This window comes from Ruegeria sp. BHSA118, assembly GCF_059613405.1.
Genome location: NZ_JBXWSM010000038.1, coordinates 1 through 24,980 on the forward strand (window position 1 = coordinate 1; position 24,980 = coordinate 24,980).

A 24,980-nucleotide genomic window follows, 5' to 3' on the forward strand; every position below is an offset into this window, starting at 1 on the left:
GACCACTGGACGCCATTATCATGTCTGTCGGGCTGATCTGGTTTCTGAGCCTGCTGAATGTCGGATCCGTGATAGGCCCCTTTGGTAACGGGCTGGTCGCAACCGGATCGAACGCCCGTATCGCCCTTGCCCTATCGCAAAACGGTTTTCTGCCCAAACGGTTGCAGATTTTGTCGTCATTCGGGGTTCCGTTGTGGGCGCTGGCGCTGAACTTTTTGATTGGAACGGTTTTCCTGCTGACAGTACCCTTTACCACCGTCATTGCCCTGAACGGTGCGGCCATTGTCTTGTCATTTGCCGTCGGGCCCATAGCCGTGGTTTGCCTGCGAAACCTTTTGCCAGACCATCCCAGATCGATCCGAATACCGGCCGTGCGTCTTGTCGCGCTGTCCGCTTTCGCCATCGCCACGCTGATCGTCTATTGGAGCGGATGGGACACGGTCTGGCGGCTTGGCATCGCGTTGATTGTCGGGAAAATTCTGTTGCTGATCCGGTTCCGGGGTCGTTTGGACGAAATGGACGTAACCGAGGCCCTGTGGCTTGTGCCTTATTTCTCAGGCCTTGGGCTGATCTCATTCCTTGGGCAATTCGGAGCCGGATCGTTGAAGCAGATCCCGTTTGGGTGGGACCTTCTGCTTTGCATCCTGTTTTCGTCGATCATTTTCGTTCTTGCCGTTCGCTCGGCGCTGCCATCCGAAAAATTCAAGAAATACATAGCCGAAGAAGAAATACTTGATCCAAAGCAACCCGTCATTGGATTGTAAAAAAGGCAGAGCATTCGCCCCGCCTTTTTCATTCGCTCAATCTGCTTAGTGTGCCGTGGCCGATGGCCCGGTCGCCTCTGACGAGGCTGCGGCGGCTGCGGCGGCCTCCTCGGCGGCTTCGTCCCATTCAACCGGTTCCGGTGTGCGAACCAGAGAATGCTCAAGAACCTCCGAGACGTGCTTGACCGGGATGATCTTCAAACCATCCTTCACATTGTCCGGGATATCCGCCAGGTCCTTTTCGTTTTCCTCTGGGATCAGGACCGTCTTGATACCACCGCGCAACGCAGCCAGCAGTTTCTCTTTCAAGCCGCCGATCGGCATTGCGTTCCCGCGCAACGAAACCTCGCCCGTCATGGCGATATCCTTGCGCACGGGAATGCCCGTCAGAACCGATACGATCGATGTCACCATCGCCAGACCCGCTGACGGACCATCCTTGGGCGTTGCACCATCGGGCACGTGCACATGGATGTCTATCTTGTCGAACTGAGGCGGCTTCACTCCGATCTTCGGGGAAATCGACCGCACATAGGACGATGCCGCATCGATGGATTCTTTCATCACATCGCCCAGTTTGCCTGTCGTCTTCATCCGACCTTTGCCGGGCAGTTTCAACGCCTCGATATGCAACAGATCGCCCCCGACCGAGGTCCAGGCCAAACCGGTCACAACGCCAATCTGGTCGTCCTGCTCGGCCAGACCATAGCGGAACTTAGGCACCCCCAGGAACTCATCCAGATTATCCGGCGTCACCGTCACAGTGTCCGCCTCTTTCTTGATGATCTTGGTCAGCGACTTCCGCGCCACCTTGGCGATTTCGCGTTCAAGGTTCCGCACACCGGCCTCGCGGGTATAGGTGCGGATGATCTTTTGCAGCGCCTCATCGGTCAGTTCAAATTCCTTGGCTTTCAGACCATGGTTTTTGACCTGCTTGGCGATCAGGTGCTGCTTGGCGATCTCGCGCTTTTCATCCTCGGTATAGCCGGCCAGTGGGATGATCTCCATCCGGTCCAGCAAGGGCCCGGGCATGTTGTAGCTGTTGGACGTGGTCAGGAACATCACGTTTGACAGGTCATATTCGACCTCCAAGTAGTGGTCCATGAACGTGTTGTTCTGTTCCGGGTCCAACACTTCCAACATCGCCGAGGCCGGATCACCGCGGAAGTCCTGCCCCATCTTGTCGATTTCATCCAGCAGGATGAGCGGGTTCGTGGTTTTCGCCTTTTTCAGCGCCTGAATGATCTTGCCGGGCATCGAACCGATATAGGTCCGGCGGTGGCCGCGGATCTCGGATTCGTCGCGCACACCACCCAAGCTAATGCGAATGAACTCGCGCCCCGTCGCTTTGGCAACCGATTTACCCAAGCTGGTCTTGCCCACGCCCGGAGGGCCGACAAGGCACAGGATCGGGCCTTTCAGCTTTTTCGAACGCTGCTGCACCGCCAGATATTCGACGATCCGCTCCTTGACCTTTTCAAGGCCATAGTGATCGGCGTCCAGAATGTCCTGCGCACGACCCAGATCCTTTTTGACGCGGGATTTGGTGCCCCACGGCAAAGACAGAATCCAATCCAGATAATTGCGCACCACGGTTGCTTCGGCCGACATGGGCGACATGTTCTTGAGCTTCTTCAGCTCGCCTTCCGCCTTCTCGCGCGCTTCCTTCGACAGCTTGGTCTCGGCGATCTTGGCTTCCAGTTCGGCGATCTCGTTCGCGCCGTCCTCACCATCGCCAAGTTCCTTCTGAATGGCCTTCATCTGCTCATTCAGATAATACTCGCGCTGTGTCTTCTCCATCTGAGATTTGACGCGGGTCTTGATCTTTTTCTCGACCTGCAAAACCGACATTTCGCCCTGCATCAGGCCATAGACTTTTTCAAGCCGCTCGCTGACGCTGAGCGTTTCCAGAAGGTCCTGCTTCTGTTCAACCTCGATGCCCAGATGGCCCGACACAAGGTCAGCCAGCTTTGCCGGCTCGGTGGTTTCACCCACGGCCGTCAGCGCTTCTTCAGGGATGTTCTTGCGAACCTTGGCATAGCGCTCGAACTCGTCCGCGACGGTGCGCAACAGGGCTTCGGTCGTGGTGACGTCACCCGGGATTTCGGTCAGATATTCCGCCCGTGCTTCGAAAAACACTTCGTTTTCAAGAAACTCGGTGATCTGCACGCGCGCCTGCCCTTCGACAAGCACTTTGACCGTGCCGTCGGGCAGTTTCAGCAGCTGCAACACATTGGCCAGAACACCGGACCGGTAAATACCGTCCTCATCCGGGTCGTCTACGCCGGGGTCGATCTGGCTGGACAGCAGAATTTGTTTGTCATCCTGCATCACCTCTTCCAACGCGCGTACCGATTTGTCTCGGCCCACGAAAAGCGGCACGATCATATGCGGGAACACCACGATATCGCGCAGCGGCAGGACGGGGTATGAGGAATTCAGAGGCTCTTGCATGCTCTATCCTTATCGTTGGCAAGATGGCGCTTGTCCCTCATCGAGGCAACATCCGGCCATCTCCTGTCTTGGACGATAAAGGTGGGGCCTCATCGCCCTTTTTCAACCTTACCGCCATGTATCGTGTCGCAGCATGAACCGAGGTTTTCGGGACTGCAAGATGTCCCTGGAACATATCCACCGAAATTAGTGCGACATGCATATACAATGCGCAAATTCACTATCAGAATACCTGCTGCACCGCCCGGGACAGAAAAAAAAACCGTGGCCATCCAGGTTGCGGCATTCCAGACCTTTCGTGGAAGAGGTGCAGGTGAACCCTCCGAACCGACCGGTAACACCGTATTCCGCACGGTAAAATCCGTCCCGGTTCCGATTCAGCGGCTGGCACAACATTTCCACGGGACCGGGGTCGAACATCTGAAAATCATGCCCCCCAGTCAGATTGACAGTTCGCGGGGCGCGGCAACGCCGGAGGGCCGTATCTTTCTATGATCGTACACCAAATGTCCGAGGACGTGGCGCTTTCGCCCACCGAACACTGAATGTTTTTGGATGGGGTTTCAAAGGTCCAGACATCTGCAATTGCAGGGGTTGCGCCAAAAATGACTGCGCCGAGGAAAAGGCGGAACAACAACAATTCTCCGGGTCACAAACAAAAACAACTTTGAACAAAGTTGTTTCAGGATACCGGAAATCCACGCAATTGCCAATTGACCGGACAGGTTACAGGGGCTCGATATCGCCCTGCGCGCGTTGCGCGTGGAACGCGGCCTGCCACGCTTCGAATGAGCCTTCAGCGATCGCGTCCCGCATGCCCTGCATGATTTCCTGAAAGTAGTGAAGGTTGTGCCAGGTCAGCAACATACCCGAGATCATCTCGTTGGCGCGAAACACATGGTGCAGATAGGCACGCGAATAGTTCGAACAGGCCGGGCAAGAACAGTTTTCATCCAGCGGGCGTGGATCATCCGCGTGGCGCGCATTCTTGATGTTCACGACGCCATAGCGCGTGAACACCTGACCGGTACGGCCCGATCGGGACGGCAAGACGCAATCCATCATGTCGATCCCGCGCGCCACTGCTCCGACTATGTCATCCGGCTTGCCAACGCCCATCAGGTATCGCGGCTTGTCCATGGGCAGGAAATCGGGCGCATAATCGAGACAGTCGAACATGGCCGCCTGCCCCTCGCCCACAGCCAGACCGCCAACGGCGTAACCTTCGAAACCAATCTTCTTCAACGCCTCGGCGCTATCTTCCCTCAGGTCCCGCTCGAGACCGCCCTGCATGATACCGAACAGAGCATGCCCCGGACGATCCCCGAAGGCGTCACGGGACCTCTCGGCCCAACGCATCGACAAACGCATGGATTCGGCGATCCGGTCGCGATTTGCAGGCAATGCAGGGCATTCGTCAAAGCACATCACGATGTCGGAACCCAAGAGGCGCTGAATTTCCATTGATCTTTCTGGCGTCAGCTCGTGCTTCGATCCATCAATATGGGATTTGAAGGTCACACCCTTTTCGGTTAGCTTGCGCAAACCGGCCAGTGACATGACCTGAAACCCCCCCGAGTCCGTCAGGATCGGTCGGTTCCAGTTCATGAACTTGTGCAACCCGCCCAGGCGATCAATCCGTTCGGCCGTGGGGCGCAGCATCAGGTGATAGGTGTTGCCCAGCAGGATGTCGGCCCCGGTAGCCCGGACGCTTTCCGGCATCATCGCCTTGACTGTCGCGGCGGTACCAACTGGCATGAAGGCAGGTGTCCGCACCTCGCCACGCGGAGTGTTGATCACACCGGTGCGCGCCTTGCCGTCTGTGGCCTTGAGCTTGAAAGAGAATTGCTGGGTCATGTCATCGCCTCGGATCGCCGAACCGGGCAGGATTTGCCCGATCCCATCGGTCTTTGCAACCCGTCAGGGCAAGGATGCAACGCGGTTAGTAAACAGACGCACGACCCCCGCCCCTTCCACATCACGACACACACGAACCACCGGACGATTCCCGTCAGGTTGCGTCGCACCGATCCGGTCGCCTTCCGTCACAACACGCAGCCCGGTTTCAACCATATCGAACATGGCCCCGTGCGAACAGGCGATCACGGCGGTTGAATCATGCAGGCCGCACCCTTCCAATCCGCCGATTTCTTTATAGAACTTCAGATAAAACCTAGAAATATCACGCAAAAAAGACCCCATGCCGGGCGATTTTTGAGCCAGCGCTTCAAAATCCGCGGTCTCGTAAAGTGTTTTCAGGGTAACGTCCAAACCAACCAGTACGGTCTCGGGCGGTGCGGAAAAGACCTCATCCGCGGCAACCGCATCGTGATAGATGTTGGCTTCTGCATGATCGGTAACGTTGCCCTTGCAGTACACGGCACCGCCCATGATCACCAACCGGCCGAGATTACCCGCAAATTCCGGGTCCAGTCGCATGGCGTTGGCAATGTTGGTCAGCGGTCCGACCGCACACACGACCAGTTCATTTTTGTGCGTCCGGGCCATCTCGGCCAGAAACTCTGCGGCGGGAAGATCATGATTCCGTCCAACCTCGGGAATCTCGGTCAGATCGCCAAACCCTTCGGGACCATGGACATGGTCCGATGGGACGTGCATGTCAGCCCCCAACGGGAAAGGCGCGCCTTCTGCCACCGGAAGGTCCAGGCCCAGCTTGTCCAGCAGGAACCGGGCATTGCGGCTGGACTGATGAACATGCGTATTGCCGAACACCGTGGTCAGGCCGATCAGGTCAAATTCAGGCGCAGCGGCGGCATAGGCGATCGCCATGGCATCGTCGATGCCGGGGTCTGTATCGATTATCAGTTTCATTCCCGCCCGATACCGCAAACAAGCCGGGATGCAAAGCAGACACAGCAGTTCGGTTCAATGCTGAATTCCCGTAGTGAGGCGTTTGCATCCGCCAGCTTTCCCTCCATACCAGAGTTGAAATCGAGCGACTCAACCATATATGTATACCATAGTACACAATAAAAAGAGGACAGAATGACCGAAGATCAGATCATCGGACTGCTTTCGTCAAACATCATTTACCTGCTGGCCGCCGTGCTGGTGGTCATCGTTATTTTCAAGGGCATCAAGATCGTGCCGCAATCCGAAAAATACGTGGTTGAACGGTTCGGACGCCTGCATTCGGTACTTGGCCCCGGCATCAATTTCATTGTTCCGTTTCTGGACGTTGCACGCCACAAAATCTCGATCCTCGAGCGCCAGTTGCCGAACGCGACCCAAGACGCGATCACCAAGGACAACGTGCTGGTGCAAATCGACACCTCTGTCTTCTACCGTATTCTCGAACCAGAAAAGACGGTCTATCGAATCCGTGACGTTGATGGAGCGATTGCAACCACGGTTGCCGGTATCGTTCGTGCCGAGATCGGCAAGATGGATCTGGACGAAGTGCAGTCGAACCGTGCACAGTTGATCACACGCATTCAGGAAAGCGTCGAAACAGCGGTGGATGATTGGGGAATCGAAGTGACCCGGGCCGAGATACTGGATGTGAATCTGGATCAGGCCACCCGCGATGCCATGCTGCAACAGCTGAACGCAGAACGCGCCCGCCGTGCGCAGGTGACCGAAGCCGAAGGCAAAAAACGCGCCGTCGAATTGCACGCCGATGCCGAGCTGTACGCAGCGGAACAAACCGCCAAGGCGCGACGCATTCAGGCCGAGGCCGAGGCCTACGCGACAGGCGTCGTCGCCAAGGCCATTCAGGACAATGGCATCGAGGCTGCGCAGTATCAGGTTGCGTTGAAACAGGTTGAAGCCCTTAATGCACTGGGCAACGGTTCCGGCAAGCAGACCATAGTTGTGCCTGCCAATGCTCTCGAAGCCTTTGGTGACGCGTTCAAAATGCTCAAAGGAGGTAGATGATGGCTGATCCATTTTGGCTGACCTGGTGGATCTGGCTGGCCGCCGCGCTGGCTCTGGGGATACTGGAAATCGTTCTGCCCGGGTTCATCTTTCTGGGCTTTGCAATCGGGGCAGCGATCACCGGTCTCATCCTCGTCATCCCCGGCCTGACAGTGTCATTGCATGTGCTCGCGCTGATCTTCGCAGTTCTTTCGTTGATCGCATGGCTTGTTCTGCGCAGGCTTTTTGCCTTGCCGCAAGGTCAGGTCAAAACCTTCACGCATGACATCAATGACTAAGACGCAGTGACGCTCACCCGAGCGTCACTCCCCTACTGGACGCTGTTGCAGGTATTCCCTATATAATCACTCAGGCAACTGACCCGAGGCAAAGATGACCCACCCGAGCGAACAGTTTGAAGGCACCCCGCTGATTGCGCCGTCGACGATTGAACACCCGCTGTACGAGGTTGTCGTCGAAGCGTGCCGCACGGTTTATGATCCGGAAATTCCGGTCAACATCTATGACCTGGGCCTGATCTATACGATCGACATTTCTCCGGACAACGCAGTGAAGGTCATCATGACCCTGACCGCACCCGGATGTCCGGTCGCGGGCGACATGCCCGGTTGGATTGTCGAAGCCATTGAGCCCGTTGCAGGCGTCAAGGAAGTTGATGTCGAACTGACCTGGGAACCGCCCTGGGGCATGGAAATGATGTCAGATGAGGCGCGCCTGGAATTGGGCTTTATGTAGCCATCAGGCACTTGCCCCAGCCAACTGTCATGAAACTTTGGTGTTTTCGTTACCCTATCGTGCAGCCCCCGTCACACTCCTGACAGATAACATCTTAGGATGGCATTCGCGTATGCTGTGCCATCGGCTGGGCATGCCATGACCGCCCCCCGCTTCCCAGCTCAAGAACATGGGCCGTTCTTGCCCGAGAACGGTCCTTTTTTCTTGCCCGAGAACGGTCCTTTTTTGTTCCGACAACCGCGATCAATTCAGATTGCAGGTTTCTTTGATCTCTGCCGCCCTGGCATCCAGTTGCTTGATGTAGTCTCCTGACAGCATATGCAGCCTTTTTTGCTCGGTTCCCGTGACCAGCCCCAACAGAGCCCCGGCGGGAGTTATGGCAGCAATGCTTTCCAGTTGTTTGTCTTCCGCATGTTTCTTTTCCGATGCAATTGCGCGCAGATCCCCTTCTGCCGTTGCACAATTCACCGGGTGCCGTTCGGATTCCGTGGCCGCCCAAGCCTCGACAGACACCACACAGGCGGTCACCGAAACCAGTGCCATTATGAGCGTTGAAGCTTTAATATCGACATGTAATTCACTCATTTTCATACACTTTCTTTTTACACGAGCGTCCAAATGAAGGGTCATCAATTCATTGGGCCAATGCTACTCCTGCATCGCACATCAAGGCAAGTTTGCGGATCGGCTGCGCGGACACACCACTGCTTTCCCGCGAATTCGGATTCTTTTGCGCCACATTGCCTTGAGCAAAACAGCCATGGACCCTAGATTGGGTGTAACGCGCGACAACGGAGATTTACATGTTCGGCATCCCCGGCAAACAGGCTGTGACCATCACGCCCAAAGCCGCAGAACAGATTACCCGCCTGATGAATTCGGGCGGTCACGCTGGTTTGCGCATCGGCGTCAAAAAAGGCGGCTGTGCAGGCATGGAATATACCATGGAGTATGTTGATCAGGCGGATCCTCATGACGAAGTCGTCGAACAGGATGGCGCACGTATCATGATTGCGCCCATGGCCCAGATGTTCCTGTTCGGAACCGAAATCGATTACGAAGTGTCGTTGTTGGAATCCGGCTTCAAGTTCAAGAACCCCAACGTCGTCGATGCCTGCGGTTGCGGAGAATCGATCAAGTTCGACGAAAACATCGCCCAACAGGGCTAAGCCCTCCTCATCCCTTTTCATTTGAACGTCGCACGCGGACCGATCTCCGGCTTTTCCGTCCAGGATCAACCTGCGAGCAGAATTGTAAGATGATCCTGACAATGCTATCCGCATGGTAAAATCATCGGATGATCAGGGAGATACCGAAATGCGGCAGAAGCTGGCGGCTGGAAACTGGAAAATGAATGGGACCGGCGCTGAGCTGACCGAGTTGAAGGCGCTGTCTCAGATCCACCCGGCAGCCTCGGTGGATATCCTGATTTGCCCGCCGGCAACATTGCTCAGCCGCGCATCAATTGCCGTTCAGGGCACCGCCATCTCTGTCGGTGGTCAGGATTGCCATGCCGCGAAATCAGGCGCCCATACCGGTGATATCAGTGCGGATATGCTGGTGGATGCCGGTGCAACATCGGTCATCCTGGGCCATTCCGAGCGCCGCGTGGACCACGGTGAACAAGACGAAGATGTGCGGGCCAAGGCGCGCGCAGCGATGGATGCAGGTCTGAAGGCGATCATTTGCGTCGGCGAAAGCCTGGAGCAGCGCGAAGCGGCCAATACGCTCGACATCATCGGCGGCCAGATGTCCGGGTCGATCCCGGATCAATCGACCGGCGAGAATCTGATCGTCGCGTATGAACCGATCTGGGCAATTGGCACCGGCAAAGTTCCCACCCTGGAAGAAATCGGGGAAGTTCACGACTTCATGCGCGCTCGGCTGGAGCGCCGCTTTGGCGAAGGCGTGGGCCGTTCCGTCCGCCTGCTTTATGGCGGTTCGGTGAAACCCGGCAATGCGGCCGAGATCTTCGGCGTGTCGAACGTGGACGGTGCGCTGGTCGGCGGGGCCAGTCTGAAGGCCCGTGATTTCTCGGGCATCATCTCGGCGCTCGAACAGGCCTGACCTGTCTGCTGACACTTCAATGCGGCTTGGCCGTGCGATCACCTGAAATCCGGGACCGGAAACAATGAAAGTCTGCGTCATCTGCATGAAATGGGGCGATGCCTATGGCCCCGAATACGTGAACCTGCTGTACAGGGCGGTTCAGGACAACCTGTCGCTCGAACATGATTTCATCTGTATTTCCGATGATTTCACGGGGCTTGAGCCCGGCATCAAACAGCAGCCCTTTGTCTTTCCCCAGCTGGACCGCCCGCTGTGGGCGCATGGAAAATGGCCCAAGCTTCAGATGTTCGACCGCCGGATCGTCGGACAATACGATGCGGCTCTGTTCCTGGATCTCGACCTGCTGATCACCGGTGATCTCGATCCGCTGTTCCAGATTACGCTGGACAAGGGCGGGCTGTATCTGATGCCCAAATTCCGGGGCTTCGTCTGGCGGATGATTCCGGCTGGCGTCTGGGATCTTGTGCCGTGGCTGATGAACAAGGTCACCCGTGGCAATTCATCCGTGGTGGCCTTTTTCCCGTCACAGCAGTTCCACCTGTTCGACGACTTTGACGGTGACATCCATTTGCCGAAATACGAGAACGACCAGGACTATATCTCGGCCCAGGCCCACAAACGCCGGTGTTTCCCCAAGAACTGGTGCACCGGTCTGATTCATCTGGTGCCGTACTGGCCGTTCGGCCTGATCTTCAAACCCTACCGGAAACTGCCGCGGCGTCCCAAGATCGTGATCTTCAACGGACGGCCCAATCCGCACGAACTTGTCAATGACGACATCGGATCCTGGGGCGCGCGCCGACGTCGGGCGTACGGAGGTATCCGGTGGGTCACGGACTATCTGGTGAAATACGGCCACCCGACCTGAGGGTTCCGAACCGGCACGCCGGTTCGGAACGGGTTTTTCCTGCTAGTTCGTTATGATCTCGGGGCCCATGAACGTGTTGGGCAGGAAGGTCGAAATCCACGGAATATACGTCACCATGACCAGGAAGACGAACAGAACCGCCAGGAACGGCAGCGCCGCCTTCACAACGCTCATCATTGGCATACCCGCAACACCCGAAGTTACGAACAGGTTCAGACCGACCGGAGGCGTGATCATCCCGATCTCCATGTTGACCACCATGATGATACCCAGATGGATCGGGTCGATGCCCAACTCGATGGCAATCGGGAACACCAGCGGTGCGACGATCACCAGTAGGCCAGACGGTTCCATGAACTGACCGCCGATCAACAGGATGACGTTGACCACGATAAGGAATGTCACCGGCCCCAGACCTGCCGACAGCATGGCGCTCGCGATATGCTGCGGCACCTGTTCGTCGGTCAGAACATGCTTGAGGATCAGCGCGTTGGCGATCACGAACAGCAGCGTGACCGTCAGCTTGCCCGCCTCGAACAGCGTATGCTTGGTGTCTGGATGAAAGAACGCCGTGATCAGCGCATGGGGCTTTTTCAGCAGCGGCAGGTTCTGTGCGCCTTCTTCCGTGCTCAGCGGGCCCATGTCCTTGTACACAAAGCTGGCAATGAAGAACGCATAGACCGCGGCAACTGCGGCGGCTTCGGTCGGAGTGAAGATACCACCATAGATGCCACCCAGAATGATGACGATCAGGAAAAGACCCCAACCGGCCTCACGGGCCGAGGTAAAGACCTCTCCCCAGCCTTTCCATTCCCCCTTGGGCAGGTTCTTGACCTTGGCCATGACATAGATGGTGATCATCAGCATCAAACCGGCCATCAGACCGGGAATGACCCCCGCAAGGAACATGCGCCCAACCGAGACTTCAACAGCGGCGGCATATACGACCATGACGATGGACGGAGGGATCAGAATACCCAGTGTCCCTGCATTGCAGATCACACCGGCGGCAAATTCCTTGGAATAGCCCACCTGACGCATCCCTGCGATGACGATCGAGCCGATGGCGACCACGGTCGCCGGGGACGACCCGGACAGGGCTGCGAACAGCATACAGGCAAACACGCCCGCAATCGCCAGACCGCCGGGCAAATGCCCGACACAGGCGATCGAGAACCGGATGATCCGGCGCGCCACACCGCCTGTTGTCATGAAGGACGACGCCAGAATGAAGAACGGGATCGCCAGCAGTGTAAAATGCCCTTCAAAAGCCTCGAACAGAGTGCCCGCGACAGAAGCGAGTGAACTGTCGGAGTAGATCAGCAGAAACAGGGTCGAGCTGAGGCCAAGCGCAACCGCAATCGGCACACCGATCAGCAGCAGGCCGACGACCATCGAGAAAAGAAGTACGACGTCCATTAGTTATGCTCTCCTTGCTGAGCGCGGACTTCTTCGATCTCGTCCTCGACTTCGTGGCTGGCGACAAGGCGATCCGTTTCGCCACGCCAGATCTGAACGGCAACCTGGGCGAACCGGATCACCAGCAGCAGCATCGATACCGGCAGCACCAGATAGGGTACGACCTTGGGAAGCTTCTCGTACCCTTCGCCATAGTTGATCAGGTCTTCCAGAAACCGCAGCGGCGCGATCATGGGGATATCGTCCACTTCATAGAAACTCTGGCTGCGCGCACTGAAATCGAACCCGGTTGGAAACCAGCGACCCGATGTTGGCGGCAGATCTGCAAAGACGGCCCAATAATCATAGGCGCCTTTCAGCAGCAGCAACGAAAACACCAAACAGCACCCCACAGCAATCAGCGCCAGAATGCGACGCGGCGCTGGGGCCAGCATGTTCAGAATCGCGTCAACACCCAGATGAGAATGTTTCTTGACCGCGTAGGAAGCGCCAAGCAGCACCAGCCAGCCAAAAGTGAACACCGTCAGTTCAAGCGCCCACAGGATATTCGAATTGAAAACAAACCGCGCGATCACGTTGGCAAATGTCACGACCGTCATCAGGCCCAACAGACACGCGATCAGGGTTTCTTCGATATGGTCGACCAGCCCGCCTTGGCCGGGATTCGCACCAGACATCTTTCTGTCCCCGCATTTTTTGTGATGAGAGAGTGTTGGGCGGGCTTGTTCAGCCCGCCCGGCCAGCGCGTCGAATACTCCCCAGTCCCCGGACGCGCAGCCTTTGACCAGGTTCAGAACCCGGCGTTGATGGCCTGGGCCGCGTCGATCTTGTCCTGACCCACGTCGCCTGCGAACTGGTCCCAAACGGGTTTCATCGCATCAACCCAGGCCTGACGCTGTTCCGGGGTCAACTCGCGGATGACACCGCCTGCTTCAACGATCGAGGCTTTGGCTGCTTCGTTCACGGCAAAGGCTTCCTTGTTCCGTGTTTCCGTGACTTCAGCCAGAATGGTCAGGAACTGGTCACGCACGTCCGGTTCCAGGCTGTCCAGCCAGTCCACAGAGGTGACCACCAGATAGTCGATGATACCGTGGTTGGTCTCGGTGATGCCGTCCTGCACCTCGAAGAACTTCTTGCCATAGATGTTCGACCAGGTGTTTTCCTGACCATCCACAACCCCCTGTTGCAGCGCGCCGTAAACTTCCGAGAACGCCATTTTCTGCGGGCTGCCACCAATGGCCTCCATTTGTGCCACCAGAACGTCCGAAGACTGCACGCGGAATTTCAGACCGTTTGCATCCGACGGATCGACCAGCGGCTTGTTGGCCGACATCTGCTTCATGCCGTTGTGCCAGAACGCCAGCCCCTGAAGGCCACGGCGCTGCATGCTGTCCTTCATCGCCTGACCTTCAGCCGAAGCCTGGAATGCATCCACAGCGTCGATGTTCTTGAACATGAACGGCAGGTCAAACAGGCGGAACTGCTTGGTGAACTTCTCGAATTTCGACAGTGAAGGTGCGGCCAGCTGTACGTCGCCCTGCAACATCGCTTCCAGCACCTTGTCGTCGTTGTACAGGGTCGAGTTCGGATAGACCTCCACGCACATCACGCCGTTCATCTCATCATTGACGCGCTGTTCCAGCAGCGATGCGGCGATGCCCTTGGGGTGTTTGTCAGTGTTGGTCACATGCGCGAACTTGACGACGATTTCACCATCGTCACAGGCTGCCATGCCTGCGGTTGCAGTGACTGTCAGCGCCAGAGCGGTTGCGGCCGTTGTCAGGAATTTCATCTGTCTTTTCCTCCCAGACTTCCTTGAAACTGTCCTACGACACCAATTCGGTATCAGATGCAGCGAAGTGAAACGAATCGGCACGATCCGCTCAACGTTTTGTTTTTTGCCTCTCAATTTTCTATTTAATGATTTTTTTTCCAAGGCTTATGGAGCGCTTTGCAATGCACCGCCGACGCACTCAAAACCCCGAGTGCGAAATTCCGCACAGCAATATTCCAGTTTGTGCGGAAATCCGCACACCCTGCGAATCAAAACCCATGAATCAACTGCACGAAACCGCAGCCCGCGACAGCCGGTTGCCCGGCCCAACAGCTTCAGACACATGTTAATGCGGAAAAAGGTGGCGGGAGCCCGGCCGCTACCGCCGGTAATCTTCGGCCCTGATCTGGTACCGTGCCAGCTTGTCGTAAAATGTCTTGCGCGGCAGTTTCAACGCCTTCGCCGCATCTGATGCCTTGCCGTTGTGACGACCCAGCGCCGCGATGAGCAGCGACCGCTCCACCCGCGCCATCTGTTCGCTGAGGCCCAGATCTGTTGCCTGCGCGACCTCTTCCGGCATTCCCAGCACAAAGCGCATCGCGGCTGACATCAGGGATCGCGCATTCCCCGGCCAGTCGCTGGCCATAAGCGACGCCAGATGCTCGGACGAGATTTCCGGCGCCACGATCCCCGCCTGTTCCGCGGCCTGTGCAACGTAATGGCGGAAGATCACGGGAATGTCGTCGGGACGTTCTGCCAGCGATGGAATACGCACCCGCATGACATCCAGCCTGTAAAACAGGTCTGCATTGAACCGGCCTTCGGAACTCAGCGCCGACAGATCAGCGGTCGTTCCCGCAATGATACGCCCGCCCGGTCCCTGCTCGATGATCTCCAACGCCGCAAATTGCGTGGCATGGGGCATGGCCGAGACTTCGTCCAGAAAAAGCGACCCACCTGCTGCATCTTCGCAGCTTTTGGCCAAGTCGTCGGGGCTGAGGCTGGAGGCCGTGCGTTTGACAAACGGTCCCTGCCCTGCTGGCGACATCAGATGCACGACCTCGGCGACCTTCGAGATGCCGCTGCCCGGCGGTCCTGTCACAAGAACTTCGGCGCCTGTTGGCGCAACGGTCCGAACCCGTTCGCGCAGGGCCTCGGCCTGCGGCGAAAGTCCGAACAGCAAACGCGCGGCGGGGTCTCCTCGTTCCAACTCGGATTTCGCCGCTCTTTGCTCCAATACCTGCGAACGGGCTGCAAAGGCGCGTTCAAGCACCTCCAGAAGGTCGGACGCAGCACATGGCTTTTCCAGAAAATCGAACGCGCCCTTTCCCATGGCGTCGACGGCCATGGGAATATCACCCTCACCCGTCAGAAGAACCACGGGAAGATCCGGATCGACCTCTCGGGCATAAGACAAAAGATGGAACCCGTCCCGCCCCGGCATGCGGATATCCGAAATGATGACACCGGGGAACTCGCGGCTGATGTGATCCTTGGCAGCCACAAAGGATCCAGCGGTCGTTGGCAGATAATCCGCCAGTTCCAGAGTTTGAGACAGGGCCTCGCGTACGGCGGCATCATCATCGACCAACAAAACCCTGCGCATCACGCGGCCTCTTCCTTGTCGCAAGGTTCCAGTTCGACGGTAAACATGGCCCCATCCGCCGTGTTCGCGCCCCGTATATCCCCACCAAAGCTTTGAACCAGCCCATAGGAAATGGAAAGCCCCAGCCCCAAACCTTCTGACGATCCAACGCTTTTCGTAGAATAGAAGGGCTCGAACATTCGGTCGGGGTCTTCAATGCCCGGGCCAGTATCCTGCAAGGAAACACTCAATCGTGCGCCTTTTCGCAGCGTTATCGTTATAATCCGTTTTGGTCGTCCCAGCATTGCATCCGCCGCATTGTTGATCAGATTCACGAACACCTGCACCAAACGTACTTCACCCCCCCAAACATACACAGCGCTATTCGGGGGGGCCCAGTTCAGGGTTACATCGTCGTCGCGCAGGCGGGTCTCGGTCAGTTCAACAGCGGTGTTGAGAACCTGTATCAGGTCAACACGCCCCATTGGTTCGCTTTCATTGCGGGCAAAGGCGCGAAGGTTCTTGATGATCCGCGCCATCCGCGCCGCCATTTCCGAGATCCGGCCCAGATTCTCGGCAGCCATTTCAGGTTTTCCCCGCGTCAGGAACGCTGAACCGTTATCCGCAAATTGTCGTATGGCCATAAGCGGCTGGTTCAGTTCATGGCTGATCCCCGCAGACATTTGCCCCAAAGCGCTGAGCTTCCCCGCCTGCACCAGGTCTGCCTGGGCCCGCCGCAACGCCGCTTCGGCTTCTTCCCGTTCCGCCACTTCCTTGCGCAAACTGGCATTTGCCACTGTCAAGTCATGGGTACGTTTGGCCACACGGCTTTCCAGAACGGCATTCGCTTCGGCCAATGCCCGCCGCCGCTCCATGGCAAGAAAGAGCATGGCCCCGAAGGCCAGACAGATCGCCGCGACGGCCGCCGCCTGAAGCCTGGCAAGCTGAAGGGCCGGCGCTACGTCCACCAGAACCTCGGCAGTCATGTCGATCACTGGCAAATCAAGGGTCAGATGCAGCGCATCGCGAGGCAGGTAACGCCCCCAGTTCAAATGCCATAACTCGTGCCTGCCGACCTGTTTTGAAGAAAAGTCAACAGCCGCACCATCGGGCGGCGTTACCCCCGCCTCACCGTCCGCCCGGCGCCAGAACAGCAGGTCGGATCTGTTGGAAATGAAAACGACACCATCGGAATCGACAAAGAAAACCGCTTCGGTACTGCCGCGCCACGTCTGTTCAACGTCCTGAACATCAGCAACAACCATCAACGCGCCTTCGATCTGGCCAGACGGACCAAAAGCGGGGGCGGCGTAGGAATAAATCCGGTCTTCGCCCGAAGGCACAACCTCGTGCGCGCTGCCCAGGGCACCCTGCATCGCACGACGGAAAGCCGGATGATGGGCCATGTTGCGTTGGGACACAGGCTGCGCCGATACCAGCACCTGCCCGTTCGAATCCAGATACATCATGTTTACGGCGGCTGTTTTGTCAGCGACGTCCAGCAGCGTAGCCCGGGCTTGGCGTATACCGGTCTGCGTATCCAGTTCCTGCAAAACGGGATGAGCTGCCATCAACACGGCAAGTTCCTGATACACTTGCATCTGCGTGCTCAACCGGTCAGCCGCCAGCTCAAGATCTGCCTCTGCCTTCTCGCTCAGCTGAGACAGGGCTTGTCGATAGCCATAAGACCAGACAAACCCCGACAATACCCCAACGGCGAGCAAAAAACCGGAAATGAACCAAACCCTGTGCATAGACAGGGTCTTGCATTCAACGCGCCGCATGGCAAGTGTGCGGCGCATGAAGTCTTATTCGCAATCACCGACAGACCCGGGTTTCGTCCAAAACCCCTACACGTTCTACGACACGGCGCGGGGCTCGGGCGATCTGTTCTATTGGCAGGACTACAGTATGGTCGCCGCGGTTTCATACCGCGCGGTTCGCGCCCTGTTTCGGGACCGCCGATTTGGCCGCGAGGTACCGCCCGAGCTGGCAGAGCAAGGTCCCGCGCACCTGGCACCCTGGCTGGCCATCGAGGCCCATTCACTGCTTGAAGCAGAACCACCAAGGCACACACGCCTTCGGTCATTGGTTATGCGCGCCTTCACGTCACGGGCGATTTCTGCGCTGCAACCTTCCATCGAAGATCTGTGCCACGGCCTGATCAAAGACTTCCCTCGGAACACGTTCGACCTGTTGGAAGCCTATTGCACGCAGGTCCCTGTGGTCACGATCTGCCGGCTTCTGGGCGTCCCTGAAACCATGGCGTCCGATCTGTTGCAGTGGTCTCACGATATGGTTGCCATGTATCAGGCCAACCGCACGCAGGACACCGAAAACAGGGCCGCCAAATCCTCTCGGGAATTCACCGAATTCCTGAAGGAATACATAGAGCTGCGGCGCAATGATCCCCGGGACGATCTGATAACCCGGTTGATAAGTGTTGAAGAAGAAGGCCAGAAACTGTCACTGGACGAGCTGGTTGCCACCTGCATCCTGCTGCTTAACGCAGGCCATGAGGCTACCGTGCATTCACTGGGAAACGGGGTAAAAACCCTGTTGCAGACCCGTACCGCCCCCGAAGCCCTGGCACCGGTCGGCCTTGACGCAACCATCGAAGAGATCCTGCGCTATGACCCGCCTCTGCACATGTTCACACGCTACGCGTATGAGGACGTGGACCTGTTCGGCCATTCATTCAAACGTGGCGATCAAGTGGCACTGTTGCTTGGCGCGGCCAACCGCGACCCCGCTGTCTGGACTGAACCGAACACGTTTCAGCCGCGCCGTCCGATTGAAGTCAACACAAGCTTTGGGGGCGGAATTCATTTCTGCGTCGGGGCACCACTGGCGCGTCTGGAAATGCGCATTGCTTTGCCGATCCTGTTCGAAAGCTGTCCAAACCTGCAACTGGCTGCGCCGCCGCATTATTCGGACAGCTATCACTTTCACGGGCTGAATCAGCTGTTGGTCAGACCTTAGCCATCACCTTTCGCACATATACGCGATGCCTCTGGTGATTTTGCTTCCGGCCGGATGAAAACACCCATCGGCTCAACTGGCTCAAAACCTCATGAAAGACACGGGCGGCGAGGCACGATCGAGTGTTCTAAGCCCGCTCTGCCAACGCATTCAGCGGCAGCATCGTCGTGGACTTGATCTCTTCCATGGACAACAACGCCGTGACGTTGTGCACACGCACCTCCGAGATGAGCGATTGATAGAACTGATCATAGGCACGCGCGTTCTTGACCCGAACCTTCAGAATATAGTCGATGTCACCCGCCAGTCGGTGCGCCTCTTGCACTTCGGGGTGATCCTTCAATGCTTTCAGGAATTTACGCTGCCAATCCGCCTCATGTTCCGACGTGCGGATCAAAACAAAAAAGGTGGCTTCGAACCCTAGTGCCTCGGCATCCAGCAGCACCGTTTGCTGGCCGATGATTCCCGCCCCTTTGAGCTTGCGAATGCGATTCCAGACAGGCGTCTTTGAACTGCCGACCCGAGCCGCAATTTCGTCCAATGATTGGCCTGCGTCCCGTTGAAGCTCGGCCAGAATTTTTCGATCCGTGTCATCTATCCGCACCGACATTCCAATTTTCCTTCTGTTTCGACACCTCTGTTCCGGTTTTCCCAGAAATCGGAACATTTGTCCTTATTTCAGCGGCGATATGGCGCTTTGGTGGGAATATTTCCTATATTGAGGGTCAAGTCAAACAATGTCCGAGACGATCCGATGCAGGATTTTCACACAACCAATCCCATAGGCCATGTCGACTTTGTCGGCGCCGGGCCCGGTGACCCCGAATTGCTGACGCTCAAGGCGTTGGCCGCATTCGAGCGCGCGGATGTGGTGCTGCATGATCGCCTGATCAGCAAGCCTGTGCTGGACATTGCCGCCCAGAACGCCGCTTTGGTCGATGTCGGCAAGGCCGGGTTCGGCCCCTCGTGGAAGCAAAGTGATATCGACGCGCTTCTGGTTGAATACGCCCTGAATGGCAACCGCGTGGTGCGCCTGAAATCGGGTGATCCCACGGTCTTTGGTCGTTTGGACGAAGAAATCGAGGCCGTCGATGCGGCCGGTATATCCTGGCAGATCATTCCCGGCATCACGGCGGCCTCTGCCGCAGTGGCTGGCATCGGTCAAAGCCTGACCCGCCGCGGACGAAACTCATCAGTGCGGTTTTTGACCGGGCACGACATGCAAGGATTCGCGGATCACGATTGGAACGCTTTGGCTCAGGCCGGTTCCGTCGCGGCAATCTACATGGGCAAGAAATCCGCTCGGTTCATTCAGGGCCGTCTGATCATGCACGGTGCCGATCGCGCCACGCCCATTACCCTGGTCGAGAATGCCTCGCGTTCCGACCAACGGGTTTTGGCCACCACCTTGGACCAGTTGCCCACCGATCTGGCCGCCGCCGAAATGGATGGACCGGCCCTGACCTTCTATGGCCTTGCACCGCGCGAAGCGGCGCAGGCTGTAACCGAATTCAACAAGGAGCTTGCCTGATGGCCCGCGCTTTTACCCCCAAAGTCGTCACTGCAAATGACTTGCTCGAAGGTGACGTGATTTATCTGACCGAAGATGACCGCTGGTCCCGTGACCTGAGCGAAGCAGAACTGATCACCGACGAGGCGCATGCGCAGGTTCGCCTGCTGGATGCCGCGCGTCAGGCAAACAAGATCGTGGGCGCCTATCTGGCCGATGCCGTTGCTGGCGAAAACGGCCCCGAGCCCACCCATTTCCGGGAAGACTTCCGCCGCACTGGTCCGTCCAACTATGCCCACGGCAAACAGGAAACTTCCCCGCAGCCCCGGGCCTGACCTCTGGCCCTTCTCTCTCCCCTTCAAGGCCCCGGGTTCGGGGCTGCAACCAAGGACAGCTAGACATGTATCGCTACTCCGAGTTTGACAAAGATTTTCTGGCAGAGCGTAACGCGCAGTTTCGCGCTCAGGTCGAGCGCCGCATTGACGGTTCGCTGACCGAAGACGAATTCAAGCCCCTGCGTCTGATGAATGGCCTGTATCTGCAACTGCACGCCTACATGCTGCGGGTCGCCATTCCCTACGGCACGCTGAACAGCGCACAAATGCGCCAATTGGCCCTGCTGGCTGAAAAGTGGGACAAGGGTTATGGCCACTTCACCACCCGTCAGAACATCCAGTACAACTGGCCGAAACTGAACGACGTGCCCGACATGCTGGACGCGCTGGCCGAAGTCGGCATGCACGCCATCCAGACCTCGGGCAACACCATCCGCAACGTGACCGCCGACCATTTCGCCGGTGCCGCCGCGGATGAGGTCGCCGACCCGCGTCCCTATGCCGAACTGCTGCGCCAGTGGTCGACAGATCATCCGGAATTCCAATTCATGCCGCGTAAGTTCAAGATTGCGATCACCGGGTCCGAGAACGATCGCGCCGTGATCAAAGCGCATGACATCGGCCTGCAACTGGTCGAGCGTGACGGCGTTCTGGGTGCCCGTGTCATCGTCGGTGGCGGTCTGGGCCGTACGCCCATGATTGGCAAGGAACTGTCCGAATTCGTCGCCTTCGACGATCTGCTGGCCTATCTGGAAGCCACCGTGTCGGTCTGGAACCAGATCGGTCGCCGCGACAACAAGTACAAGGCGCGCATCAAGATCACCGTGCATGAACACGGCATCGACGCCATCCGCGCCAAGGTGAATGAACGCTTCTTGCAGGTTCGTCCACAGTTCAAGGGCGCCGACATGGCGCTGCTGGATGAGATCAAAGGCCACTTTGCGCCTCCTGCCTTCCGTCAAGGTTCGGTTGCGTCGTTTGAAAGCGCCTATACCAACGATCCGGTTTTCCGGTCGTGGATCGATACCAACATCGCGCCGCACAAGAACGCAGACCACGCGATCGTTACGATCTCGATCAAGAAACACGGTCAGACGCCGGGTGATGCGACCGCGGAACAGATGCGCGTTATGGCCGATCTGGCCGAAGAGTTCGCCTATGACGAGCTGCGTATCAGCCATGAGCAGAACGTGATCCTGCCGCATGTCCACAAATCGGACCTGCCCGCGATCCACGCCAAGCTGAAAGAATACGAACTGGCCACCGCCAATATCGGCCTGATCAGCGACATCATTGCCTGCCCCGGCATGGATTACTGCGCGCTGGCGACGGCGCGTTCGATCCCGGTTGCTCAGGAAATCGCGACCCGCTTCGAAGAGTTGAAGCTGGAGCATGATATCGGGCACCTAAAAATCAAGATCTCGGGCTGCATCAACGCCTGCGGCCACCACCATGTGGGCCATATCGGTATCCTGGGCCTGGATCGTGCAGGCGTCGAAAACTACCAGATCACACTGGGTGGTGACGCCACCGAGACGGCCGCGATCGGCGACCGCACCGGTCCGGGTTTTGCCTATGATGAGATCGTGCCGGCCGTGGAACGGATCGTCGACACCTACCTGGATCTGCGCGAGAGTGCCGAAGAAACCTTTCTGATGACCTATCGCCGCGTCGGCATGGAGCCGTTCAAGGCCGCACTCTACCCCGAGGCTCGGGCGAATGCCGCTTGATCTGATCCAAACGGAACTGGGCAAAGACCGCAGCGACCTGACCGAGAAGGTCAACGCATTGAATGCCCGGTTCCGTCACCACAGCGCCCATGACGTGATGCATGGCGCCCTTGAAGAGATCGATGCGCTTGCACTGGTCTCAAGCTTTGGTGCGGAATCGGTGGTGCTGCTGCACATGGCCGCGGTGATCGACAAGATGACGCCGGTGTTGTTCGTGGATACCCAATTGCTGTTCACCGAAACGCTGGAATACCAGCAGGAAGTCAGCGAGCGCCTGGGGCTCAGGAACATTCGGATCATCCGGGCGGATGACGAAGAACTTCAACGCGAAGACCCCTATGGCGCGCTGCGTCTGCGGGATACGGATGCGTGCTGCAACCTGCGCAAGACCTTTCCATTGCAGCAAGCCCTGACAGGGTATTGCGGTTGGATTACCGGTCGGAAACGGTTTCAGTCCGGCACGCGCGCCGCGCTCGAGTTTTTCGAGGTCGAAGACGGCACGGGCCGGATCAAGGTCAATCCGCTGGCCCATTGGGCGCCGGACGATGTGCGCGCCTATATGGAAGAAAACAACCTGCCCCGGCATCCGCTGGTGGCCAAAGGATACCCTTCGATCGGCTGTGCGCCCTGCACCTCGCCGGTGAAGGAAGGCGAAGACCCCCGCGCCGGGCGCTGGCGCGATCAGAACAAGGAAGAATGCGGCATTCATTTTGTCGATGGCAAGATGGTGCGCATCGGAGAGAAAACATGAACGTAATCGTAACGGATGAGGGCTTTTCGCCCGATGACTGGACCGACGGCTTTGTCACTCTGGATGATGCCGCGAATGACGTGGTTGCGCTGGACGTCAGTTCGGACACGGACCCGGATGAGCTTTTTGATCGTCTGGGCAGTGCCAGGCTGGTTCGGGTGGATTTTCCATCCTTTGCCGACGGTCGCGGCTTTACCATCGCTCGCGCCCTGCGCCTGAAGGGCTATACGGGACGCTTGCGCGCCAAGGGTCATGTTCTGGCAGACCAGTTCGCCATGGCGCGTCGCTGCGGCTTTGACGAAGTTGAGATTGACGGAGATCTGGCAGATCGCCAGCCCGAAGATCAGTGGCTTTCCCGGGCCAACTGGAAAGAGAACAACTATCAGGCGCGCTTGCGCGGTTAAGATCCGCCCATTGCCAGCTTGAAACGCAAAGGGGGCAATCTGTCCCCTTTTCCTGACTTGGATCAAAGATTAAACGGAGATGTCGGTTTAGCAGACCGGCAGGTAAACGATGACAGAGATGAAGCCCGTGAGCGAAGCAACTGCCGTGAAGGCCCCGGTCCTGCCGGACGCGCAAACTGTAACCGAGGTCAAGCATTGGACCGACAGCCTGTTCTCTTTCAAGGTGACACGCCCCGCCACGCTGCGTTTCCGCTCGGGCGAGTTCGTGATGATTGGTCTGCTGGGCGACAATGGCAAGCCATTGCTGCGCGCTTATTCAATCGCCTCGCCTTCGTGGGACGATGAGCTGGAGTTCTATTCGATCAAGGTTCAGGACGGCCCGCTGACGTCGAAGCTTCAGCATATCAAGCCCGGCGACCAGATCATCCTGCGCCCCAAGCCGGTTGGCACGTTGGTGCATGACGCCCTGCTGCCCGGCAAGCGTTTGTGGTTTTTTGCAACCGGCACCGGCTTTGCCCCGTTTGCTTCGTTGTTGCGTGAACCGCAAACATATGAAGATTATGACGAGGTCATCATCACCCATACCTGCCGCGAAGTGGCCGAACTGGAATATGGCCGCCAATTGATCGACAGCATCCGTCAGGATGAAATGCTGGCCGAACTTATTGGCGAAGGCTTTGCAGACAAGATCCGCTATTACCCGACGACCACGCGCGAAGAGAGCCCCAAGATGGGCCGGATCACCGACCTGCTGAAGGATGGCACCGTGTTCAGCGACCTGGGCATAGAAGGCGGAATCAAGCCCGAAACCGATCGCGCCATGGTCTGCGGGTCGCTGGCTTTCAACCTGGACATCAAGGAAATCCTTGAAAGTTTTGGTCTGCGCGAAGGCGCGAATTCCGAACCCAAAGAGTTCGTGATCGAAAAAGCCTTTGTCGGCTAAAGGCACCTTGCGTTCGGAGCTTTGCAGCCCCGAACGCAAAAAATCAGCGGACAAAACACTGTTTTTTCGTAACTGCCGGTGTTTATGCCGCTTGAAGTGTGGCCCGGCCCGGTTTAAATTCCGGGCTCGAAATTCTGCAATCATCAAAGGAATGAACCCATAGCTCGCAGACCTCACAACGCGCCGCCACAGAGAGACACCGGCCCGCGCGTCAATGATAAGATCCGTGCCCCCGAAATTCGCCTGATTGGCGCCGAAGGTGAAAATGTCGGGGTGGTTCATCCCGCCAAAGCCATGCAGATGGCCGCTGATGCCGGTCTTGATCTGGTCGAAATTTCGCCCAATGCGAACCCACCGGTCTGCAAGATCATGGATTTCGGCAAATTCAAATATGAAACGCAAAAACGCGAAGCCGAAGCCCGTAAGAAGCAAAAGATCATCGAGGTTAAAGAGGTCAAATTCCGACCCAACACCGACACGCATGACTATGACGTCAAGATGAAGAACGTCTTCAAGTTTCTGGAAAAAGGCGACAAGGTCAAAGTTACCCTGCGTTTTCGCGGCCGCGAAATGGCACACCAGAACCTGGGCCGCGAGTTGCTGGAGCGCGTTGCCGAGGACGTCAAGGACTTGGGCAAGATCGAAAACATGCCCAAGATGGAAGGCCGTCAGATGATTATGATGATCGGCCCGCTGCCGCAGAAATAATCCGGTTCAAAGATCGAAACGGTCCAAGCCCCTTCTCTCTTGAGGGGGCTT

The 24,980-nt window shown here is 57.4% G+C and carries 24 protein-coding genes and 1 pseudogene; 15 read left to right on the forward strand and 10 right to left on the reverse strand.

Features of this window, described 5'->3' with window-relative positions; genetic code table 11:
- The coding region (locus AC2FNN_RS12705) for an APC family permease (RefSeq protein WP_496758936.1) at positions 1-764 on the forward strand (764 nt) is incomplete at its 5' end.
- A gap of 45 nt (positions 765-809) precedes the next feature.
- Here AC2FNN_RS12705 and lon read toward each other — a convergent pair.
- The 3 genes from lon to AC2FNN_RS12720 all read right to left on the reverse strand — a co-directional run bounded on the left by lon (position 810) and on the right by AC2FNN_RS12720 (position 6,050).
- Positions 810-3,218 (reverse strand): endopeptidase La, encoded by a 2,409-nt coding sequence (lon, locus tag AC2FNN_RS12710; protein ID WP_496758937.1) that lies wholly within the window; start codon positions 3,216-3,218, stop codon positions 810-812.
- A gap of 726 nt (positions 3,219-3,944) precedes the next feature.
- The gene (gene tgt / locus AC2FNN_RS12715) at positions 3,945-5,075 is read right to left on the reverse strand and encodes a tRNA guanosine(34) transglycosylase Tgt (RefSeq protein WP_496758938.1); all 1,131 of its coding nucleotides are present in this window, start codon (positions 5,073-5,075) and stop codon (positions 3,945-3,947) included.
- Between the two features lie 63 nt (positions 5,076-5,138).
- Positions 5,139-6,050: a nucleoside hydrolase gene (locus tag AC2FNN_RS12720; protein ID WP_496758939.1), complete on the reverse strand. Its 912-nt coding sequence runs from the start codon at positions 6,048-6,050 to the stop codon at positions 5,139-5,141.
- A gap of 174 nt (positions 6,051-6,224) precedes the next feature.
- On the opposite strand from AC2FNN_RS12720, the gene AC2FNN_RS12725 reads away from it, so the two are divergent.
- From AC2FNN_RS12725 to AC2FNN_RS12735, 3 genes are all read left to right on the forward strand, one after another.
- Positions 6,225-7,115 carry an SPFH domain-containing protein gene (locus tag AC2FNN_RS12725; RefSeq protein WP_496758940.1) on the forward strand — a complete coding sequence of 297 codons (891 nt, stop codon included), beginning with the start codon at positions 6,225-6,227 and terminating at the stop codon, positions 7,113-7,115.
- Positions 7,115-7,393: an NfeD family protein gene (locus AC2FNN_RS12730; protein ID WP_496758941.1), complete on the forward strand. Its 279-nt coding sequence runs from the start codon at positions 7,115-7,117 to the stop codon at positions 7,391-7,393. Before AC2FNN_RS12725 ends, AC2FNN_RS12730 begins: the two co-directional genes overlap by 1 nt.
- A 94-nt stretch (positions 7,394-7,487) precedes the next feature.
- Complete coding sequence (locus AC2FNN_RS12735) at positions 7,488-7,850, forward strand: SUF system Fe-S cluster assembly protein (protein ID WP_496758942.1); 363 nt, start codon at positions 7,488-7,490, stop codon at positions 7,848-7,850.
- Between the two features lie 243 nt (positions 7,851-8,093).
- Here the strand turns inward: AC2FNN_RS12735 and AC2FNN_RS12740 are convergent, their stop codons facing one another.
- A complete protein-coding gene (locus AC2FNN_RS12740; protein ID WP_496758943.1) occupies positions 8,094-8,468 on the reverse strand; it encodes a hypothetical protein in 375 nt (124 codons plus the stop codon).
- A 185-nt stretch (positions 8,469-8,653) separates the two neighbouring features.
- Here AC2FNN_RS12740 and AC2FNN_RS12745 point away from each other — a divergent pair, with 185 nt between their 5' ends.
- From AC2FNN_RS12745 to AC2FNN_RS12755, 3 genes are all read left to right on the forward strand, one after another.
- Entirely contained in the window at positions 8,654-9,019 is a 366-nt protein-coding gene (locus AC2FNN_RS12745) for a HesB/IscA family protein (RefSeq protein ID WP_171116144.1), read from the forward strand.
- A 148-nt stretch (positions 9,020-9,167) separates the two neighbouring features.
- A complete protein-coding gene (gene tpiA, locus AC2FNN_RS12750) occupies positions 9,168-9,917 on the forward strand; it encodes a triose-phosphate isomerase (protein WP_496758944.1) in 750 nt (249 codons plus the stop codon).
- Positions 9,918-9,981: 64 nt separating this feature from the next.
- A complete protein-coding gene (locus tag AC2FNN_RS12755; protein ID WP_496758945.1) occupies positions 9,982-10,788 on the forward strand; it encodes a hypothetical protein in 807 nt (268 codons plus the stop codon).
- Positions 10,789-10,830: 42 nt separating this feature from the next.
- Here AC2FNN_RS12755 and AC2FNN_RS12760 read toward each other — a convergent pair whose 3' ends face one another.
- The 5 genes from AC2FNN_RS12760 to AC2FNN_RS12780 all read right to left on the reverse strand — a co-directional run bounded on the left by AC2FNN_RS12760 (position 10,831) and on the right by AC2FNN_RS12780 (position 17,368).
- Entirely contained in the window at positions 10,831-12,207 is a 1,377-nt protein-coding gene (locus AC2FNN_RS12760; RefSeq protein ID WP_496758946.1) for a TRAP transporter large permease, read from the reverse strand.
- Complete coding sequence (locus AC2FNN_RS12765) at positions 12,207-12,884, reverse strand: TRAP transporter small permease (protein ID WP_496758947.1); 678 nt, start codon at positions 12,882-12,884, stop codon at positions 12,207-12,209. Before AC2FNN_RS12765 ends, AC2FNN_RS12760 begins: the two co-directional genes overlap by 1 nt.
- Before the next feature lie 113 nt (positions 12,885-12,997).
- Complete coding sequence (locus tag AC2FNN_RS12770) at positions 12,998-13,999, reverse strand: DctP family TRAP transporter solute-binding subunit (protein WP_496758948.1); 1,002 nt, start codon at positions 13,997-13,999, stop codon at positions 12,998-13,000.
- 361 nt (positions 14,000-14,360) lie between these two features.
- Positions 14,361-15,590, reverse strand: coding sequence for a sigma-54-dependent transcriptional regulator (locus tag AC2FNN_RS12775; protein WP_496758949.1), 1,230 nt, complete (start codon positions 15,588-15,590; stop codon positions 14,361-14,363).
- Positions 15,587-17,368: a sensor histidine kinase gene (locus tag AC2FNN_RS12780; protein WP_496758950.1), complete on the reverse strand. Its 1,782-nt coding sequence runs from the start codon at positions 17,366-17,368 to the stop codon at positions 15,587-15,589. The genes AC2FNN_RS12775 and AC2FNN_RS12780 overlap by 4 nt, the downstream gene beginning before the upstream one ends.
- Between AC2FNN_RS12780 and AC2FNN_RS12785 the strand changes: the two genes are divergently transcribed.
- On the forward strand, positions 17,367-18,548 hold the full coding sequence (locus tag AC2FNN_RS12785; protein ID WP_496758951.1) for a cytochrome P450: 1,182 nt from the start codon (positions 17,367-17,369) through the stop codon (positions 18,546-18,548). The genes AC2FNN_RS12780 and AC2FNN_RS12785 overlap by 2 nt on opposite strands.
- Before the next feature lie 127 nt (positions 18,549-18,675).
- Here the strand turns inward: AC2FNN_RS12785 and AC2FNN_RS12790 are convergent, their stop codons facing one another.
- On the reverse strand, positions 18,676-19,158 hold the full coding sequence (locus tag AC2FNN_RS12790) for an Lrp/AsnC family transcriptional regulator (protein ID WP_496758952.1): 483 nt from the start codon (positions 19,156-19,158) through the stop codon (positions 18,676-18,678).
- 174 nt (positions 19,159-19,332) lie between these two features.
- Between AC2FNN_RS12790 and cobA the strand changes: the two are divergent.
- The 7 genes and pseudogenes from cobA to infC all read left to right on the forward strand — a co-directional run.
- A pseudogene (gene cobA / locus AC2FNN_RS12795) lies at positions 19,333-20,079 on the forward strand (uroporphyrinogen-III C-methyltransferase); the annotation flags it as partial.
- The gene (locus tag AC2FNN_RS12800; RefSeq protein ID WP_152457837.1) at positions 20,079-20,393 is read left to right on the forward strand and encodes a DUF2849 domain-containing protein; all 315 of its coding nucleotides are present in this window, start codon (positions 20,079-20,081) and stop codon (positions 20,391-20,393) included. The pseudogene cobA and the gene AC2FNN_RS12800, both read left to right, overlap by 1 nt.
- Positions 20,394-20,458: 65 nt before the next feature.
- A complete protein-coding gene (locus tag AC2FNN_RS12805; RefSeq protein ID WP_496758953.1) occupies positions 20,459-22,123 on the forward strand; it encodes a nitrite/sulfite reductase in 1,665 nt (554 codons plus the stop codon).
- Complete coding sequence (locus tag AC2FNN_RS12810) at positions 22,113-22,874, forward strand: phosphoadenylyl-sulfate reductase (RefSeq protein WP_171116163.1); 762 nt, start codon at positions 22,113-22,115, stop codon at positions 22,872-22,874. The genes AC2FNN_RS12805 and AC2FNN_RS12810 overlap by 11 nt, the downstream gene beginning before the upstream one ends.
- Entirely contained in the window at positions 22,871-23,278 is a 408-nt protein-coding gene (locus tag AC2FNN_RS12815; protein ID WP_496758954.1) for a DUF934 domain-containing protein, read from the forward strand. Before AC2FNN_RS12810 ends, AC2FNN_RS12815 begins: the two co-directional genes overlap by 4 nt.
- 109 nt (positions 23,279-23,387) lie before the next feature.
- Positions 23,388-24,221 (forward strand): ferredoxin--NADP reductase, encoded by an 834-nt coding sequence (locus AC2FNN_RS12820; protein ID WP_496758955.1) that lies wholly within the window; start codon positions 23,388-23,390, stop codon positions 24,219-24,221.
- Positions 24,222-24,467: 246 nt separating this feature from the next.
- Positions 24,468-24,929 (forward strand): translation initiation factor IF-3, encoded by a 462-nt coding sequence (gene infC / locus AC2FNN_RS12825; RefSeq protein WP_496758970.1) that lies wholly within the window; start codon positions 24,468-24,470, stop codon positions 24,927-24,929.
- Positions 24,930-24,980: the final 51 nt, after the last annotated feature.

Bases quoted from the DNA above. Each gene is read 5' to 3' on its own strand.
- AC2FNN_RS12810 (WP_171116163.1), top strand. From the start codon at position 22,113: ATGCCGCTTGATCTGATCCAAACGGAACTGGGCAAAGACCGCAGCGAC.
- AC2FNN_RS12735 (WP_496758942.1), top strand. From the start codon at position 7,488: ATGACCCACCCGAGCGAACAGTTTGAAGGCACCCCGCTGATTGCGCCG.
- AC2FNN_RS12790 (WP_496758952.1), bottom strand. From the start codon at position 19,158: ATGTCGGTGCGGATAGATGACACGGATCGAAAAATTCTGGCCGAGCTT.
- AC2FNN_RS12730 (WP_496758941.1), top strand. From the start codon at position 7,115: ATGGCTGATCCATTTTGGCTGACCTGGTGGATCTGGCTGGCCGCCGCG.
- AC2FNN_RS12720 (WP_496758939.1), bottom strand. From the start codon at position 6,050: ATGAAACTGATAATCGATACAGACCCCGGCATCGACGATGCCATGGCG.
- AC2FNN_RS12815 (WP_496758954.1), top strand. From the start codon at position 22,871: ATGAACGTAATCGTAACGGATGAGGGCTTTTCGCCCGATGACTGGACC.
- AC2FNN_RS12800 (WP_152457837.1), top strand. From the start codon at position 20,079: ATGGCCCGCGCTTTTACCCCCAAAGTCGTCACTGCAAATGACTTGCTC.
- AC2FNN_RS12770 (WP_496758948.1), bottom strand. From the start codon at position 13,999: ATGAAATTCCTGACAACGGCCGCAACCGCTCTGGCGCTGACAGTCACT.
- AC2FNN_RS12785 (WP_496758951.1), top strand. From the start codon at position 17,367: ATGAAGTCTTATTCGCAATCACCGACAGACCCGGGTTTCGTCCAAAAC.
- AC2FNN_RS12725 (WP_496758940.1), top strand. From the start codon at position 6,225: ATGACCGAAGATCAGATCATCGGACTGCTTTCGTCAAACATCATTTAC.
- tgt (WP_496758938.1), bottom strand. From the start codon at position 5,075: ATGACCCAGCAATTCTCTTTCAAGCTCAAGGCCACAGACGGCAAGGCG.
- AC2FNN_RS12805 (WP_496758953.1), top strand. From the start codon at position 20,459: ATGTATCGCTACTCCGAGTTTGACAAAGATTTTCTGGCAGAGCGTAAC.
- AC2FNN_RS12755 (WP_496758945.1), top strand. From the start codon at position 9,982: ATGAAAGTCTGCGTCATCTGCATGAAATGGGGCGATGCCTATGGCCCC.
- AC2FNN_RS12745 (WP_171116144.1), top strand. From the start codon at position 8,654: ATGTTCGGCATCCCCGGCAAACAGGCTGTGACCATCACGCCCAAAGCC.
- AC2FNN_RS12780 (WP_496758950.1), bottom strand. From the start codon at position 17,368: ATGCGCCGCACACTTGCCATGCGGCGCGTTGAATGCAAGACCCTGTCT.
- AC2FNN_RS12820 (WP_496758955.1), top strand. From the start codon at position 23,388: ATGACAGAGATGAAGCCCGTGAGCGAAGCAACTGCCGTGAAGGCCCCG.
- lon (WP_496758937.1), bottom strand. From the start codon at position 3,218: ATGCAAGAGCCTCTGAATTCCTCATACCCCGTCCTGCCGCTGCGCGAT.
- AC2FNN_RS12765 (WP_496758947.1), bottom strand. From the start codon at position 12,884: ATGTCTGGTGCGAATCCCGGCCAAGGCGGGCTGGTCGACCATATCGAA.
- AC2FNN_RS12760 (WP_496758946.1), bottom strand. From the start codon at position 12,207: ATGGACGTCGTACTTCTTTTCTCGATGGTCGTCGGCCTGCTGCTGATC.
- tpiA (WP_496758944.1), top strand. From the start codon at position 9,168: ATGCGGCAGAAGCTGGCGGCTGGAAACTGGAAAATGAATGGGACCGGC.